Here is a 15219-nt window from a genome sequence, read left to right on the forward strand (position 1 = left end):
CGCCTCAAAGCGCTCCATGCATTCCTGCGAAGCCACTCGTCTCGTTCGAGTGCTTCGCCGGCACACGCACGACTATCGCAGCTTCGCGATGGAAAGCCCGTCCTGCTTGGCGCGGGCCTTCACCGATTCCTCGCTGCGGGTCAGAGCCTTGGCGATCGCCTTGAGCGCCATGCCCTTCTTCGCCAGCGTGTGGAGCTTTTGCAGCTCATCCGCCGTCCAGGGTTGCTTGTGGCGCTCGAAGCGTTCGCCGGCCATCGGATCAATCCGCGAAGGGATCGCGCACGAGGATGGTGTCCTCGCGCTCGGGGCTGGTGGAGACGAGCGTGACCGGGCAGCCGATCAACTCCTCGATGCGGCGGATATATTTGATCGCCTGCGCCGGAAGCTCAGCCCAACTGCGGGCGCCCGCGGTGGTTTCCTGCCAGCCTTCGATCGTCTCATAGACCGGTTCCGCCTTCGCCTGATCCTGCGCATGGGCGGGGAGATAGTCGAAGCTCTGCTCCCCGATCTTGTAGCCGACGCAGATTTTAAGTTCCTCGAAGCCGTCCAGCACGTCGAGCTTGGTAAGGGCGATGCCGGTGACGCCCGAGACCGCGACCGACTGGCGCACCAGCACGGCGTCGAACCAGCCGCAACGGCGCTTGCGCCCCGTCACGGTGCCGAATTCATGGCCTCGTTCGCCCAGCCGCTGGCCGACGTCATTTTCCTGCTCGGTCGGGAAGGGACCGGAGCCGACGCGCGTGGTGTAGGCCTTGACGATGCCCAGCACGAAACCCGCGCCCGAAGGGCCAAGGCCGGTGCCGCTCGCCGCCGTGCCCGCAACCGTGTTGGACGAGGTGACGAAGGGATAGGTGCCGTGGTCGATGTCGAGCAGCGTGCCCTGCGCGCCTTCGAAGAGGATGCGCTTGCCCTCCGCCTTCGCCTTGTTGAGCGTCAGCCAGACAGGCTTGACGAAGGGCAGGATGAAGCTGGCGATGTCGCGCAGTTCCGCCATCAGCGCGTCACGATCGATCGGCGCTTCGTTGAACCCGGCGCGCAGCGCGTCATGGTGCGCGGTCAGACGGTCGAGCTGCGGGCCGAGATCGTCCAGGTGCGCCAGGTCGCAGACGCGGATGGCGCGGCGGCCGACCTTGTCCTCATAGGCAGGACCAATGCCGCGACGGGTGGTGCCGATCTTGCCCGCGCCCGAAGCATCCTCGCGCAGCCCGTCCAGGTCGCGGTGGAAGGGCAGGATCAACGGGCAGGTTTCCGCGATCTGGAGGTTTTCAGGGGTGATGGCGACCCCCTGGCCCTTGAGCTTGGCAACCTCATCGCGGAAGTGCCAGGGGTCCAGCACCACGCCATTGCCGATAACCGACAGCGTGCCGCGCACGATGCCCGACGGGAGCAGCGAAAGCTTGTAGACCTTCTCGCCCACGACCAGCGTGTGGCCGGCATTGTGGCCGCCCTGGAAACGGGCAACGACGTCGGCGCGCTCCGACAGCCAGTCGACGATCTTGCCCTTGCCTTCGTCACCCCATTGGGCGCCGATCACGGTAACATTTGCCATGGATACAGTCCTCCGCCCGCCGCGCGGACCGGCCATGCCCTTCGACGGGACTCGGCATGCCGGTGGGATCAAATGGGCGTGTCGCCCTGTTGCGGGCCGCGCCTACCCGCGCTGCCCCGGTGAAGTCAAGTCAGTAGGCGCGCGGGCTGTCGCCTTCGAGCCAATGGGTGCAGCGCAGCGCCTCGCCATTCTCCTGCGGGGTGAGCGCCGCGATCGTCTGCCAGCCTTCCGCCCGCAATTGGGCGGCAAGGACGGGATCATGGTGCAGCGGCAGGAACAGGCGCTTGGGAGCCTCCCCGCCGAAGCCCGCGTCGATCAGCGGCTCGGGATAGAGCGAGAAGCCCATGGCCGGTTCCTCCGAGCCGTCGGCGCGGGTGATGGCATAGCTGCCGCCCCGGCCGATCTCTCCGGTGAAACCTTCCGCGAAGATCGAGAAGCCGAACCAGTTCTGATATTCGAAGCCATGGCGCTCGGTCGGGTCGAGCGTCAGGGTGACGTCCCAGCCGATCGGCTTGGCGATGGCGCGCAGGCCCGCGATACGACTGTCGATGGCGCCGCCGAGCTGGGCGTTGAACGCTTCGAGCCGCTCCATCGCGGCGTGGAAGGGGCCGGTCGCCTCGATCAGCGGGAAATAGGCGGCGGCGGCCGGGCTGATCGCCACGAGCGCGCCGGCATCCTTGGCGTCGAGTTCGGCGCGGACGGCCTCGATCTCTTCCGGCGCCAAGGGCAGCGGGCCGGCAGCGAGGGCGTCGATCAGGTCGGGCAGGGTGAAATCGATGGTGATGCCGGTGACGCTGGCCGCCTGCAGCGATTCGATGGCGACATTCACGATTTCCACCGCTGCGGCGACGCTGTCGCTGCCGATCAGTTCGGCGCCGACCTGGAGCCGTTCGCGTTCGGGGCGGAGCTGATTCGCGCGCAGGCGGATGACCGGACCGGCATAGGACAGGCGCAGCGGGCGCGGGGCGCTCGCCAAACGGGTGGCGGCGATGCGGCCGACCTGCGCGGTCATGTCGGGGCGGAGCGCCAGGCTGCGCTGGGAAACGGGATCGATGGCGCGGACCAGATCCTCCGCGCGCATCGATTTCAGGCGGCTGACCAGCGTATCCTCAAACTCCGCGAGCGGTGGCATGACCCGTTCATAGCCATGAGCGGCGACGGTATCGAGCACGCGGCGGACAAGGCGCGCGGACGCCTCCGCCTCTGGCGGCAGGCGGTCGGAGAGCCCTTCGGGAAGGAGGCCGGGCGGGATCGTAGTCATAGCTCCCTCCCCCCAGGGGGGGAGGGCTGGGGAGAGGGGGACTCGCGCAACACCTGAGCGATCACACTCAGCACGCCCTCCATAATTCCCATCACATCGGGATTGCCAAAACGGACCACATGATACCCCAGCGATTCCAGAAACTCTGTCCGTCGCGCGTCATAGCGATCTTTGGCGGAATGTGTATCCCCATCGATCTCTAAGATCAGTTTGGCCGCCTTGGACGCAAAATCGACAATATAGGGCGCGATAATCGTCTGGCGCGTGAATTGCTGATTTTCGAAGCGGTTGGCTCTTAGGGCGAGCCAAAGCTTTTGTTCAGCCGGAGCGGGGTTGGCGCGCATATATCTGGCGCGTTCCTTGAGCTTCGGGTCGAGGCGCACCGTTGCTTCCCCCTCTCCCAAACCCTCCCCCCGAGGGGGGAGGGCTTTCAGGGCGTTACGCGAAGCGCAGCAGCTTCACCGTCTTGACGCCTGTCAGCTTGCAGATGCCGGCAAGAACGGTCTCGGTCACCGCGCCGTCGACCGACAGCAGCAGCACGGCTTCGCCGCCCTGATTGCGGCGGCCGAGGTGGAAGGTGCCGATATTGACGTTCGCCTCGCCCAGCGTCGAACCCAGGCGGCCGATGAAGCCCGGCGCGTCCTGATTGACGATGTAGAGCATGTCACCGGCGAGGTCGGCTTCGACCTTGATGCCAAACAGCTCGACCAGGCGCGGCTGCGAATGGCCGAAGAGGGTGCCTGCAACCGATTTGTCGCCGCTTTCCGTCTTCACCGTGACGCGGACGAGGGTCTGATAGTCACCCTCGCGGTCATGGCGCACTTCGCGCACGTCAAGGCCGCGCTCCTTTGCCAGGAAGGGCGCGTTGACCATGTTCACCGTGTCGGAATAGACGCGCATCAGACCGGCCAGCACCGCAGCGGTGATCGGCTTCTGGTTGAGTTCGGCGGCATGGCCCTCGACCTCGACCGAAACGCTCTGGATGCGGTCGCCTTCGAGCTGGCCGACAAGGCTGCCCAGCTCTTCCGCCAGCGCCATATAGGGCTTGAGCTTCGGGGCTTCCTCAGCGGACAGGCTCGGCACGTTCAGCGCATTGGTGATGCCGCCGTCGAGCAGATAGTCGCTCAACTGCTCAGCCACCTGAAGCGCGACATTGACCTGCGCCTCGTCGGTCGATGCGCCCAGATGCGGGGTGCAGATGAAGCCGGGCGTGCCGAACAGCGGCGATTCCTTCGCCGGTTCCTGCACGAACACGTCGAGTGCGGCGCCCGCGACATGGCCCGCATCCATCGCTTCCTTGAGCGCGGCTTCGTCGATCAGACCGCCACGGGCGCAGTTGACGATGCGCACGCCCTTCTTGGTCTTGGCGAGATTTTCCTTCGACAGGATGTTGCGGGTCTGGTCGGTCAGCGGCGTGTGCAGCGTGATGAAGTCGGCCTTCGCCAGCAGCGTGTCGAGATCGGCCTTTTCCACGCCCATTTCCACGGCGCGTTCCGGGGTCAGGAAGGGGTCGAAGGCGACGACCTTCATCTTGAGGCCGAGGGCACGGCTGGCGACGATCGAGCCGATATTGCCCGCGCCGATCAGGCCCAGCGTCTTGCCGGTGACTTCCACGCCCATGAAGCCGTTCTTCGGCCACAGACCCTGCTGCGTCTGCGCATTGGCTTCGGGCAGTTGGCGGGCCAGCGCGAACATCAGCGCGATGGCATGTTCGGCGGTCGTGATCGAGTTGCCGAACGGGGTGTTCATGACGATCACGCCCTTGGACGAGGCGGCCGGGATGTCGACATTGTCGACGCCGATGCCGGCGCGGCCGATGACCTTCAGGTTGGTCGCGTGGTCGAGAATGTCCTTCGTGACCTTGGTCGAGCTGCGGATGGCGAGGCCGTCATAGTCGCCAATGATCGCCTTCAGCTCTTCGGGCGTCTTGCCGGTGATTTCGTCGACTTCCACGCCGCGTTCACGGAAAATCGCGGCGGCGCGGGGGTCCATCTTGTCGGAAATGAGTACCTTGGGCATGACGAATTGCCTTTCTGCATTCGTCATCCTGACGAAAGTCAGGATCTCAGGCGGCTAGGTGGAACCTAGAGGCCCGAGATCCCAGCCTTCGCTGGGATGACGGGGAATAGGGAAATAGGTGGATTAAGCAGCCTTGGCCGTCGCATAGGCCCAGTCGAGCCACGGACCGAGCGCCTCGATATCGGCAGTCTCGACCGTGGCGCCGCACCAGATGCGCAGGCCCGCCGGAGCGTCGCGATAACCCGCGACGTCATAAGCGGCGCCTTCCTTCTCCAAGAGTCCTGCGAAGGTCTTGATGAAGGCCTCGTCCGCACCCTCGACGGTCAGGCAGACGCTGGTGGTCGAACGCGACGCTTCGTCGGCGGCGAGATGGCCGAGCCAATCGCGTTCCTCTACGATCTTGTTCAGCGCCGCCGCATTGGCGTTGCTGCGCGCGATCAGGCCCGCGGAACCGCCCAGCGACTTGCCCCATTCCAGCGCGAAGATCGCATCTTCGACCGCCAGCATCGAGGGGGTGTTGATCGTCTCGCCCTTGAACACGCCCTCGGCCAGCTTGCCCTTCGAGACAAGGCGGAAGACCTTCGGCAGCGGCCAGGCGGGGGTGTAGTTTTCCAGACGCTCGACCGCGCGGGGACCGAGGATAAGCACGCCATGGCCGCCCTCGCCGCCCAGCACCTTCTGCCAGGAGAAGGTGGCGACGTCGATCTTGGCCCAGTCGATGTCATAGGCGAACACCGCGCTGGTGGCGTCAGCGAAGGTCAGGCCTTCGCGGTCGGCCGGAATCCAGTCGGCATTCGGCACGCGCACGCCCGAGGTGGTGCCGTTCCAGGTGAACAACACGTCGTTCGAGAAGTCCACCTGACCCAGATCGGGAAGCTGGCCGTAATCGGCACGGATGATCGTCGGATCGAGCTTGAGCTGCTTGGCGGCGTCCGTCACCCAGCCCTCGCCAAAGCTTTCCCAGGCCAGCGTCGTCACCGGGCGGGCGCCCAGCATGGTCCACATCGCCATTTCAAAGGCGCCGGTGTCGGAGCCGGGGACGATGCCGATGCGATGGGTTTGGGGCAGGTTCAGCAGCTCGCGCATCAGGTCGATGCAGTAAGCGAGGCGGGTCTTGCCGATCTTGGCGCGGTGCGAGCGGCCGAGGGAGTCAGCGCTCAGCTTGTCGGCGCTCCAGCCCGGAGGCTTGGCGCAGGGACCGGAAGAGAAATAGGGGCGAGCCGGCTTGGTTGCGGGCTTGGCGGCAGGCGCAATGGTGGCGTCTGCAGCAATCATATCAGTCATGTACGCTTCTCCTTGCAGAGAGCTCGCGCGGCGTTGGGACCGCGTGGCCCGCTGGCCGCCCTAAAGTCTCCGGCCAAAGAGTCAAGTTGAATGTCTGCACGCGATGAACCGAGTCGGCCGTTAACCCTTGAGCCAGCCGGACGTGGTAAATGCTTGAGCCATGTTCGAGCGGGTTAGGGGGAAAGCGGTCCTTCGCGGCATGGGCTTTGCAGGCCTGGCGACGGTTGCGCTGACGCTGGCAAGCTGTGGCGGCGATCTGGTGCCGCGCGGGCGTGTCGAGCGCCCGTCCAAGCCGGTCAGGACCGCCCGCCCGGCCGCGCCGCCGACGATGGAGTTGCGCCAGTGCATGGCGAAGCTGAACTCGCAATCGATCCTGTTCACGCCGCTGCCCGACCAGAATTTCGGCGGCGGATGCAACGCGATGGGTAGCGTCAAGCTGATCGACATCGGCGTGCCGGCGACCAATTTGGGGGCAATGACCTGTGGCCTCGCCGCCAATTTCGCGGCCTGGGCGCGTTTCGGCGTGCAACCCGCCGCACGACTGATCCTGGGGGCGGAGGTCGAGCGGATCGAGACCTTCGGCACCTATAATTGCCGGCCGATCGCGGGCAGCGGGAAGCTTTCCGAACATGCGCACAGCAATGCGGTCGACGTGTCGGGCTTCCTGCTGAGCGATGGACGGCATATCACCATCCAGAATGACTGGAACGGCGACAAGCGCGTCCGCCAGTTTCTGGAGATCATCCATGCCAGCGCCTGCAAGCGGTTCCGCACGGTGCTGAGTCCCGATTATAACGCGGCCCATCACGATCATTTTCATTTCGACATGGGCGGCCGCGGCGGCTTTTGCCGTTGAGCGTGAACAGGAAAGCGGCGGCTTTTGCCGTTGAGCGTGAACAGGAAAGCGGCGGCTTTTGCCGATAAGCACCTTGGCTTTGTCGCCTTGGCCGCTTACCTTGACGGAAATGACCAGAAAAGAAATCGAAGAACGCAAATTCCGCCCCGCCCGTCAGGAAGCCGCCGACGCCCGCAAGGGGGTGGAAACACCGCAAACCAGCAGCACAGCCTATCGCCTGGCTTTTCAGGACACCGAATTCTTGTTGCGGGAGGATTTGCGGCCGGTGCGGTTCCAGCTCGAATTGCTCAAGCCCCAATTGCTGATGGACGAGGCGAAGATCGAATCGACCTTCGTCTTCTACGGCTCGGCCCGCATTCCCGAACCCGAGCAGGTGCAGGCGCGGATCGATGCCGCGACCACACCCGAGCAGAAGCGCATTGCCGAAAATCTGGGCAGGAAGGCGCGCTATTATGATGAAGCGCGCAAGCTGGCGCAGATTGCGGCGCAATATCCGGTGAATGAGGCGGGATGCCGCCATTTCGTGGTCTGCTCGGGCGGTGGCCCTTCGATCATGGAAGCGGCCAATCGCGGCGCGGCCGATGTCGGCCAGACCACCATCGGTATGAATATCGTGCTGCCGCATGAGCAGGCGCCCAACCGTTTCGTGACGCCGGAACTCAGCTTCCAGTTCCACTATTTCGCGCTGCGCAAGATGCATTTCCTGCTGCGCGCGCGGGCGCTGGCGGTGTTTCCGGGCGGCTTCGGCACGTTCGACGAGATGTTCGAGCTGCTGACCCTGATCCAGACTGGCAAGATGAAGCCGATCCCGGTGCTGCTGTTCGGCAAGGATTTCTGGTCGCGGGTGGTGGATTTCGAGGCGCTCGCGGACGAAGGGGTGATCTCGCCGTCCGACCTCAACCTGCTGACCTGGGTGGAGACAGCAGAGGATGCGTGGGAGGCAGTGCAGACCTTCTATCAGGACAGCGACGCGCCGGGTTGCTGAATCTTATCCTCGCCGCATCGGGGAGCGGCTTCAAGCAATCCTTGCCCTCCCCGTCGCACAGGACTAGGGCGCGGCCATGCGCGCCGATCTCGCCCATGTCGACACCTGGATCTTCGATCTGGACAATACGCTCTACCCGGCGAAGGCGGACCTGTTCGCGCTGATCGACGTGAAGATGGGCGAGTTCATCCAGGGTCTGCTCGGCTGCGATTCGGTCATCGCGAAACAGACGCAGAAACGCTATTTCCTGGAGCATGGCACGACCCTGTCCGGCCTTATGCATCATCACGGCATCGAGCCGCGCGAATTTCTCGACTATGTGCATGACATTTCGATGGACCGGCTGGAGGTCGACGAGGCGCTCAACGCCCATATCGCCGCGCTGCCGGGGCGGCGGCTGATCTTCACCAATGGCGACGCCGCCTATGCCACGCGGGTGCTGGACAAGCTGGGCCTGACCGGCGCGTTCGAACTGATCCACGACATCCACGCCTGCCAATATGTGCCCAAGCCCGACCCGTCAGGCTATGCGGAGCTGTGCCGCGTGCACAAGGTCGATGCCGCCCGCGCCGCCTTTTTCGAGGATATGGCGCGCAACCTCAAGCCCGCCAAGGCGATCGGCATGACCACCATCTGGGTCAATAACGGCTCGGAAGCGGGCGACCATGGCCATCATCCCGATTTCATCGATTTCGAAACCGACCATCTGACGCCGTTTCTGGCGGATATTTTTGGGGAACAACCATGAGCAACGAACTGATCGCGACCATCGACGCCGCCTGGGAGGACCGGGCCAATGTGAACCTGTCGACGCAGGGGGCCGTGCGCCAGGCGGTCGACAAGGCGCTGGCGATGCTGGACAGCGGCGAGGCGCGGGTGGCCGAACCGACCGCGGAGGGCTGGCAGGTCAACCAGTGGCTGAAGAAGGCGGTGCTGCTCTCCTTCCGACTCAACGACAATGCGATGATCGACAATGGCCCCGGCGCCGGCCATTGGTGGGACAAGGTGCCCAGCAAGTTCGCCGGCTGGGACGAAGCGGCCTTCCGCGCCGCCGGGTTCCGCGCCGTGCCCGGCAGCTTCGCCCGCGCGGGTGCGCATATCGCGAAAAACGTCGTGCTGATGCCGAGCTTCGTCAACATCGGCGCTTTCGTGGATGAAGGCACGATGGTCGACACCTGGGTGACGGTGGGAAGCTGCGCGCAGATTGGCAAGAATGTCCACCTGTCGGGCGGCGTCGGCATCGGCGGCGTGCTGGAGCCGCTCCAGGCCGATCCGGTGATCATCGAGGACGATTGCTTCATCGGCGCCCGCTCCGAAGTCGTGGAGGGCGTGCGCATCGGCAAGGGTTCGGTGCTGTCGATGGGGGTCTATATCAGCCAATCGACGAAGATCGTCGACCGCACCACCGGCGAAGTCTTCCTGGGCGAAGTGCCGCCCTATTCGGTGGTCGTGCCCGGCTCGCTGCCCGGCAAGCCGCTGCCCGACGGCACGCCGGGGCCGAGCCTCTATTGCGCGGTGATCGTGAAGCGGGTCGATGCGCAGACGCGGTCGAAGACCGGGATCAACGAACTGCTGCGGGACTAAGTGCGATGTGCTCCTGCTTTCGCAGGAGCACATTGTTCTGTGACTGGATAGAGGCGGCAGGAAGCCCTACATAGGCTCCTATGCCGCCATCCACGCCTGACAATTCGCCTCTTCCGCCCGTCTGGGCGACGATGCGGCGCTTCTTTCCCTATCTCTGGCCCGCCGACGCTCCAGCGCTGCGGCGACGGGTCGCAATTGCCATGGCTCTTGTGCTGGTGGCGAAGATCGTCAGCCTGGCCATGCCCTTCGCCTATAAGGGCGCCATAGACCGCATGGCGCCGGGAATGGAGTCCGGCGCAAGCCTCGCCATCGCGCTGGTCGTCGCCTATGCGGGCGCGCGTTTCGGCAGCGTGCTGTTCGACAATCTGCGCAACGCCATTTTCGAACGCGTTGGGCAGGAAGCCGGGCGGCGGCTGGCCGATGACGTGTTCGTCCACCTGCACCGGCTGTCATTGCGCTTCCATCTCGACCGGCGCACCGGCGCCGTCACCAAGATCGTCGAGCGCGGCACGAAGAGCATCGACACGATGCTCTATTTCCTGCTGTTCAACATCGCGCCGACGGTGCTGGAACTGGCGGCGGTCTGCGTCATCTTCTTCGTGAAATTCGGGCCCGGCCTGGTCGCGGCGACATTGGTGATGGTGGCGCTCTATATCTGGTTCACGCGCACCATCACCGAATGGCGCAACCAGCTCCGCCGCGACATGGTGGACATGGACACAAGCGCCGTCGCCCATGCCGTCGACAGCCTGCTCAATTTCGAGACGGTCAAATATTTCGGCGCCGAGGACCGCGAGGCGGCCCGCTACAGCAAGGCGATGCGGCGCTATGCCGATGCGGCGGTCAAGTCGGAGAACAGCCTCGCCTGGCTCAATATCGGCCAGTCGCTGATCACCAATCTGATGATGGCGGGCGCCATGGGCTATACCGTCTGGGGCTGGAGCCGGGGGCAATTCTCGACCGGCGACGTGGTGCTGGTGAACACGCTGCTCGCCCAGCTTTTCCGGCCGCTCGACCTGCTGGGCATGGTCTACCGGACGATCCGGCAGGGGCTGATCGACATGGAGGCGATGTACAAGCTGATCGATACGCAGGCCGAGATCAGCGATGCGCCCGGCGCGCCGATGCTGCAAACGCATGCGGGCGAAGTGCGCTTCGACCATGTGCATTTCAGCTATGATCCGGAGCGCGAAATTTTACATGGGGTGAGCTTCACCGTACCGGCGGGTAAGACCCTTGCCATTGTGGGGCCTTCGGGCGCGGGCAAGTCGACCATCGCGCGGCTGTTGTTCCGCTTCTACGACATTCAGGGCGGGCGCATCCTGATCGACGGGCAGGATATAGCCGGGGTGACGCAGCAATCCCTGCGCGCCGCCATCGGCATCGTGCCGCAGGATATGGTGCTGTTCAACGACACGGTCGGCTATAATATCGGCTATGGGCGCGAAGGCGCGACGCAGGCGGAGATCGAAGCGGCGGCCAGGGCGGCGTCCATCCACGATTTCATCATGGGCCTGCCGCAAGGCTATGCCACGCGGGTGGGCGAGCGCGGGCTGAAACTCTCCGGCGGCGAGAAGCAGCGGGTGGCGATTGCGCGGACGCTGTTGAAAGACCCGCCGGTGCTGGTGCTGGACGAGGCGACCAGCGCGCTCGACAGCCGAACAGAGACGGAAATCCAGGACGTGCTGCGCAGCATATCGCGCAAGCGGACGACCTTGATCGTCGCGCATCGGCTGTCCACCGTTGTGGATGCGGATGAAATCATCGTGCTGGAGCAGGGCCGGATCGTCGAGCGCGGGCGGCATGGCGATCTCGTGCGGGCCGATGGTCTCTACGCCGCCATGTGGGCGCGACAGGCGACCGAGCGGGACGATATGCCGGTCGAGCCGGGGATCGAGCCGAAGATCGAAGACCTGTTCGAGGTGGTCGTGCCGGGCGGCAGGGGCTGACCTCTCCAAATCCTCCCCACGCTTTGCGAAGGGAGGATTTGATTTCGGGCGCCCTCTCGCTTAATCTCTCCCTCGCGGACCGGGCCCCTCTGGCGCGCTGATGTTGAAACAGCGCGTGATGTCGGACCGCATCGGACATTCCGATGCGCATGACGGCTTGGCTCTTACCACCCCCAACCATCGCAGCGGATTCTCCGATCAACCTTTGTTGTTGAACGAGAGGAGCATATCCCATGGAATTTCTCTTCATGGACTGGCTGGGGACGCCCGCCTGGTTCTGGCTGGCCTTTTTCACCATCGTCGCGGCGCTGACGGCTTTCGACCTCGGTTTCCTGCACAAGGAGAATAAGGAAATCGACATCAGGGAGAGTCTGAAACTCTCCGTCTTCTACATCAGCATCGCCATGGCTTTTGGCGGCTGGGTCTGGTTCGTGCGCGGGCCGGAGCCGGGAATGCAATATTTTACCGGCTTCTTCATCGAAAAGGCGCTGTCGATCGACAATGTCTTCGTCATCAGCCTGATCTTCACCTATTTCGCCATTCCGGCCAAATATCAGTATCGGGCGCTGCTTTGGGGCATCATCGGCGTGATCGTGCTGCGCGGCCTGATGATCGCGGGCGGGGCGATGCTGCTGCATCAGGCCTATTGGGTGCTGTACCTGTTCGCCGCCTTCCTGATCTTCACCGGCATCAAGATGATGTTCAGCGGCGATGAGCCGATGGATGTGGGCAAGAATCCCGCAATCAGCTTTATTTCAAAGCATATGCGGGTGACGCCGGAGCTGCATGGCGAGCATTTCCTGGCGCGCACGACCGATCCGAAGACGGGCAAGGTGGTGATGGCGGCGACGCCGCTGCTGCTGGCGCTGGTGGTGATCAACTTTGCCGACCTGATATTCGCGGTGGACAGCGTGCCCGCAATCTTCGCGATCACGACCGATACCTTCATCGTCTATACGTCGAACGTGATGGCGATATTGGGCCTGCGGGCGCTTTATTTCGCGCTGGCGGCGATGGTGCATCGCTTCCACTATCTGAAATATGCGCTGGCCGCGATCCTGGTGTTCATTGGTGCCAAGATATTCGTGGCGGACTTCCTGCTGGATGAAGGAAAATTCCCGCCCGCGCTGAGCCTGGGCGTGACCTTCGCGCTGATCGGCGCAGGTGTGGGCTGGTCGCTGTGGAAGACGAGGGCGGAGGAGCGGCGGCTCGCCTAGCCCTCGATAAAGCGGGCCGCGACCTCTGGCGGAACCCGGAGAATGCGGCCCGTTTCCTTGTCGATGATCGCCCAGGTGGACTTGGCCGACACCTTCACCTTGCCGTCCGGGCCGGTGAATTCCATGTGACGGTCGAAGCGCGCACCGCGCGGACCTTGCGGAATCCAGGTCCGGACAGAAACGGTTTCGCCCTGCTGCACATTGCCGCGATAGTCGATCTCATGCCGGGTCACGACCCAGACATAGGCATCGAGATGCGCCGGATCGGCATCGCGGGTCCAATGCTCGGTCGCGACCTGCTCCATCCACTGGACCCAGACGGCGTTGTTCACATGACCCAGAATGTCGATATGCTCGGGGCCTGCAATGATCCGGGTGACATAGGTGGAGGACATCAGTCCGCGACGCCCAGTTGCCAGAGGATGAAGGCGAATTCCTCTGCCGTTTCGTGGAGGCTTTCGAAACGGCCCGACTTGCCGCCATGGCCCGCGCCCATATTGGTCTTGAGGATCAGGATATTGTCGTCCGTCTTCGTGGCGCGCAAACGGGCGACCCATTTGGCGGGTTCCCAATAGGTCACGCGGGGGTCGTTGAGGCCGGCCGTGACCATCAGCGGCGGATAGCCTTGCGCGCTCACATTGCTGTAGGGATCGTAGGAGAGGATCGTCTCGAACGCCGTCTTGTCCTCGATCGGGTTGCCCCATTCGGGCCATTCGCCCGGCGTCAACGGCAGCGTCTCGTCCAGCATGGTGTTCAGCACGTCCACGAAAGGCACATGCGCCACCACCGCGCCCCAGAGATCGGGATCGCTGTTGATCACCGCGCCCATCAGCTCGCCGCCCGCCGATCCGCCGGAAATGCCGATTTTGCCCTTAGAGGTGTAGCCCAAGTCGATCAGACCCTTCGCCACATCCACAAAATCGGTGAAAGTGTTGATCCGCTTGTCGAGCTTTCCATCCAGATACCATTGCTGGCCGAGATCATCGCCGCCGCGAATATGCGCAAGGGCGAAGGCGAAACCGCGGTCCAGCAGCGAAAGCCGGCTGGTGGAGAAGCCCGGCTCCATCGCGATGCCATAAGCGCCATAGCCGTAAAGACTGAGCGGCGCGCTGCCATTGCGGGGGAGGTCTTTGGGATAGACGATCGACACCGGGATTGGCGTGCCGTCGCGGGCCGGGATCATCAGCCGCTCGGTAGCGTAGCGGGTCGCGTCATAGCCGGACGGGATTTCCTGCACCTTCAGGACTTCGAGTTCACCCGTCGCCAGATCATAGTCATAGATCGTGTCCGGCGTGACCATCGATTCATAGCCGATGCGCAGCTTGGTCACGTCATATTCGGGATTATCGTCCAGCGAGGCCGAATAGCTGGCCTCCGGGAAGGGAATGCGCTTGGGGCTATGGGTGGCATAGTCGCGCAACTCGATCTGGTCGAGGCCGTCCTGCCGCCCTTCGGTGACGTAGAAGCCTTTGAACAGCGTGAAATCGGTCAGGTAGAAATGCGGGTCCGACGCGATCACCTCTTCCCACTGGCCGGGCGTTTCCAGCGTCGCCCTCACCAGCCGGAAATTGGGATGGGTGTCGTTGGTGCGGATGTAGAGCGTGCCCTCATGCTCATCGACCTCATATTCCCGGCCGGGCTGACGCGGGGCGACGAGCAGTGGTTTCGCGGTGGGATTGTCGGCGGGGAGCAGCCAGGCTTCGGTCGTCACATGGTCCCCGGTCGCGATCACGATCCACTTTTCCGAGGAGGTAAGGCCGACCGAGACGCGGAAGCCCTCGTCATCCTCATGGAACAGCTCGATGTCGCTTTCCACCGGCTGCCCCAGCCAGTGGAGGCGGGCATTGTCGGTGCGCCATTGCTCATTGGCGATACCGTAGAGCAGGCCCTTGCTGTCGCTCGTCCACACCAGCGAGGACAGGGTGTCGGGGATGATCTCTGGCAGGATTTCGCCGGTAAAGAGATCCTTGATCCGCGCCTCGAACCGCTCCGAACCATTATTGTCGATGGCATAGGCGAGGTAGCGTCCGTCCGGGCTGACCGACATGGCGCCGAGGCGGAAATATTCATGCCCCTCCGCCAGAGCAGGTTCATCGAGGATGAGCTGATCCTCCCCCCCGGTGACGGGCTTGCGATACCATTTGCGATATTGCGCGCCGATCTCGAAAGCGCGCCAGTAGATGTAGTCGCCGTCCTTCTGCGGGACCGAGCTGTCATCTTCCTTGATGCGCCCCTTCATCTCCTCGAACAGCGCGTCGGTCAGCACTTTGTGCGGCTGCATCGCGGCTTCGAAAAAGGCGTTCTCTTCCTCCAGATAGGACAACACCGCCTTGTCCTTCACCTCCGGATAGCCGGGATCGCGCAGCCAGGCATAGGGATCCTCCACCGTGATGCCGTGATGGGAGAAGCTGTGCTGGCGGCGGTCGGCGGTGGGGGCTTTGGGGGAAGCGGTCATTCACTATCCTGATCTGGCGAAACGATATTGGTCTGCTTATGTTGGCGGCCATAGGCCCTG

Annotated in this window: 14 protein-coding genes; 6 read left to right on the top strand and 8 right to left on the bottom strand. The window is 63.8% G+C overall.

The genetic code is table 11. The features are described from left to right. Positions 1-72: 72 nt before the first annotated feature. The 6 genes from VVT58_RS13450 to VVT58_RS13475 all read right to left on the bottom strand — a co-directional run bounded on the left by VVT58_RS13450 (position 73) and on the right by VVT58_RS13475 (position 6113). Complete coding sequence (locus VVT58_RS13450) at positions 73-255, bottom strand: hypothetical protein (RefSeq protein ID WP_066526237.1); 183 nt, start codon at positions 253-255, stop codon at positions 73-75. Positions 256-259: 4 nt separating this feature from the next. Further along, complete coding sequence (locus VVT58_RS13455) at positions 260-1549, bottom strand: adenylosuccinate synthase (RefSeq protein WP_066552976.1); 1290 nt, start codon at positions 1547-1549, stop codon at positions 260-262. 130 nt (positions 1550-1679) lie between these two features. Next, on the bottom strand, positions 1680-2810 hold the full coding sequence (locus tag VVT58_RS13460) for an ATP phosphoribosyltransferase regulatory subunit (RefSeq protein WP_327753782.1): 1131 nt from the start codon (positions 2808-2810) through the stop codon (positions 1680-1682). Next, positions 2807-3193 carry a DUF559 domain-containing protein gene (locus VVT58_RS13465; protein WP_327753783.1) on the bottom strand — a complete coding sequence of 129 codons (387 nt, stop codon included), beginning with the start codon at positions 3191-3193 and terminating at the stop codon, positions 2807-2809. Before VVT58_RS13465 ends, VVT58_RS13460 begins: the two co-directional genes overlap by 4 nt. A gap of 55 nt (positions 3194-3248) precedes the next feature. Further along, positions 3249-4829, bottom strand: a complete 1581-nt coding sequence (gene serA / locus VVT58_RS13470; RefSeq protein WP_327753784.1) for a phosphoglycerate dehydrogenase — start codon at positions 4827-4829, stop codon at positions 3249-3251. Positions 4830-4952: 123 nt separating this feature from the next. After that, complete coding sequence (locus tag VVT58_RS13475) at positions 4953-6113, bottom strand: phosphoserine transaminase (RefSeq protein ID WP_087573686.1); 1161 nt, start codon at positions 6111-6113, stop codon at positions 4953-4955. A 160-nt stretch (positions 6114-6273) separates the two neighbouring features. Between VVT58_RS13475 and VVT58_RS13480 the strand changes: the two genes are divergently transcribed. The 6 genes from VVT58_RS13480 (at position 6274) to VVT58_RS13505 (ending at position 12704) form a co-directional block, all read left to right on the top strand. Continuing rightward, complete coding sequence (locus tag VVT58_RS13480; protein WP_066552985.1) at positions 6274-6969, top strand: extensin family protein; 696 nt, start codon at positions 6274-6276, stop codon at positions 6967-6969. A gap of 109 nt (positions 6970-7078) precedes the next feature. After that, positions 7079-7954 (top strand): LOG family protein, encoded by an 876-nt coding sequence (locus VVT58_RS13485; protein ID WP_327753786.1) that lies wholly within the window; start codon positions 7079-7081, stop codon positions 7952-7954. Positions 7955-8030: 76 nt separating this feature from the next. After that, the gene (locus VVT58_RS13490) at positions 8031-8702 is read left to right on the top strand and encodes a pyrimidine 5'-nucleotidase (RefSeq protein WP_327753787.1); all 672 of its coding nucleotides are present in this window, start codon (positions 8031-8033) and stop codon (positions 8700-8702) included. Beyond that, positions 8699-9538, top strand: coding sequence for a 2,3,4,5-tetrahydropyridine-2,6-dicarboxylate N-succinyltransferase (dapD, locus tag VVT58_RS13495; RefSeq protein ID WP_327753788.1), 840 nt, complete (start codon positions 8699-8701; stop codon positions 9536-9538). Before VVT58_RS13490 ends, dapD begins: the two co-directional genes overlap by 4 nt. 80 nt (positions 9539-9618) lie before the next feature. After that, positions 9619-11487: an ABC transporter ATP-binding protein/permease gene (locus VVT58_RS13500; RefSeq protein WP_087573689.1), complete on the top strand. Its 1869-nt coding sequence runs from the start codon at positions 9619-9621 to the stop codon at positions 11485-11487. A 233-nt stretch (positions 11488-11720) separates the two neighbouring features. Next, the gene (locus VVT58_RS13505) at positions 11721-12704 is read left to right on the top strand and encodes a TerC family protein (protein ID WP_087573690.1); all 984 of its coding nucleotides are present in this window, start codon (positions 11721-11723) and stop codon (positions 12702-12704) included. On the opposite strand, the gene VVT58_RS13510 is transcribed toward VVT58_RS13505, so the two are convergent. After that, on the bottom strand, positions 12701-13099 hold the full coding sequence (locus VVT58_RS13510; RefSeq protein WP_327753790.1) for an acyl-CoA thioesterase: 399 nt from the start codon (positions 13097-13099) through the stop codon (positions 12701-12703). The genes VVT58_RS13505 and VVT58_RS13510 overlap by 4 nt on opposite strands. Then, positions 13099-15159, bottom strand: coding sequence for a S9 family peptidase (locus VVT58_RS13515; RefSeq protein WP_327753792.1), 2061 nt, complete (start codon positions 15157-15159; stop codon positions 13099-13101). Before VVT58_RS13515 ends, VVT58_RS13510 begins: the two co-directional genes overlap by 1 nt. Positions 15160-15219: the final 60 nt, after the last annotated feature.

Source organism: Sphingobium sp. SJ10-10, from assembly GCF_036038995.2.
Classification (GTDB): domain Bacteria; phylum Pseudomonadota; class Alphaproteobacteria; order Sphingomonadales; family Sphingomonadaceae; genus Sphingobium.

What these genes read in the sequence shown, in the direction of transcription:
- VVT58_RS13450 (WP_066526237.1), bottom strand. Translation starts at nt 255, where the DNA reads ATGGCCGGCGAACGCTTCGAGCGCCACAAGCAACCCTGGACGGCGGAT.
- VVT58_RS13455 (WP_066552976.1), bottom strand. Translation starts at nt 1,549, where the DNA reads ATGGCAAATGTTACCGTGATCGGCGCCCAATGGGGTGACGAAGGCAAG.
- VVT58_RS13460 (WP_327753782.1), bottom strand. Translation starts at nt 2,810, where the DNA reads ATGACTACGATCCCGCCCGGCCTCCTTCCCGAAGGGCTCTCCGACCGC.
- serA (WP_327753784.1), bottom strand. Translation starts at nt 4,829, where the DNA reads ATGCCCAAGGTACTCATTTCCGACAAGATGGACCCCCGCGCCGCCGCG.
- VVT58_RS13475 (WP_087573686.1), bottom strand. Translation starts at nt 6,113, where the DNA reads ATGACTGATATGATTGCTGCAGACGCCACCATTGCGCCTGCCGCCAAG.
- VVT58_RS13480 (WP_066552985.1), top strand. Translation starts at nt 6,274, where the DNA reads ATGTTCGAGCGGGTTAGGGGGAAAGCGGTCCTTCGCGGCATGGGCTTT.
- VVT58_RS13485 (WP_327753786.1), top strand. Translation starts at nt 7,079, where the DNA reads ATGACCAGAAAAGAAATCGAAGAACGCAAATTCCGCCCCGCCCGTCAG.
- VVT58_RS13490 (WP_327753787.1), top strand. Translation starts at nt 8,031, where the DNA reads ATGCGCGCCGATCTCGCCCATGTCGACACCTGGATCTTCGATCTGGAC.
- dapD (WP_327753788.1), top strand. Translation starts at nt 8,699, where the DNA reads ATGAGCAACGAACTGATCGCGACCATCGACGCCGCCTGGGAGGACCGG.
- VVT58_RS13500 (WP_087573689.1), top strand. Translation starts at nt 9,619, where the DNA reads ATGCCGCCATCCACGCCTGACAATTCGCCTCTTCCGCCCGTCTGGGCG.
- VVT58_RS13505 (WP_087573690.1), top strand. Translation starts at nt 11,721, where the DNA reads ATGGAATTTCTCTTCATGGACTGGCTGGGGACGCCCGCCTGGTTCTGG.
- VVT58_RS13510 (WP_327753790.1), bottom strand. Translation starts at nt 13,099, where the DNA reads ATGTCCTCCACCTATGTCACCCGGATCATTGCAGGCCCCGAGCATATC.
- VVT58_RS13515 (WP_327753792.1), bottom strand. Translation starts at nt 15,159, where the DNA reads ATGACCGCTTCCCCCAAAGCCCCCACCGCCGACCGCCGCCAGCACAGC.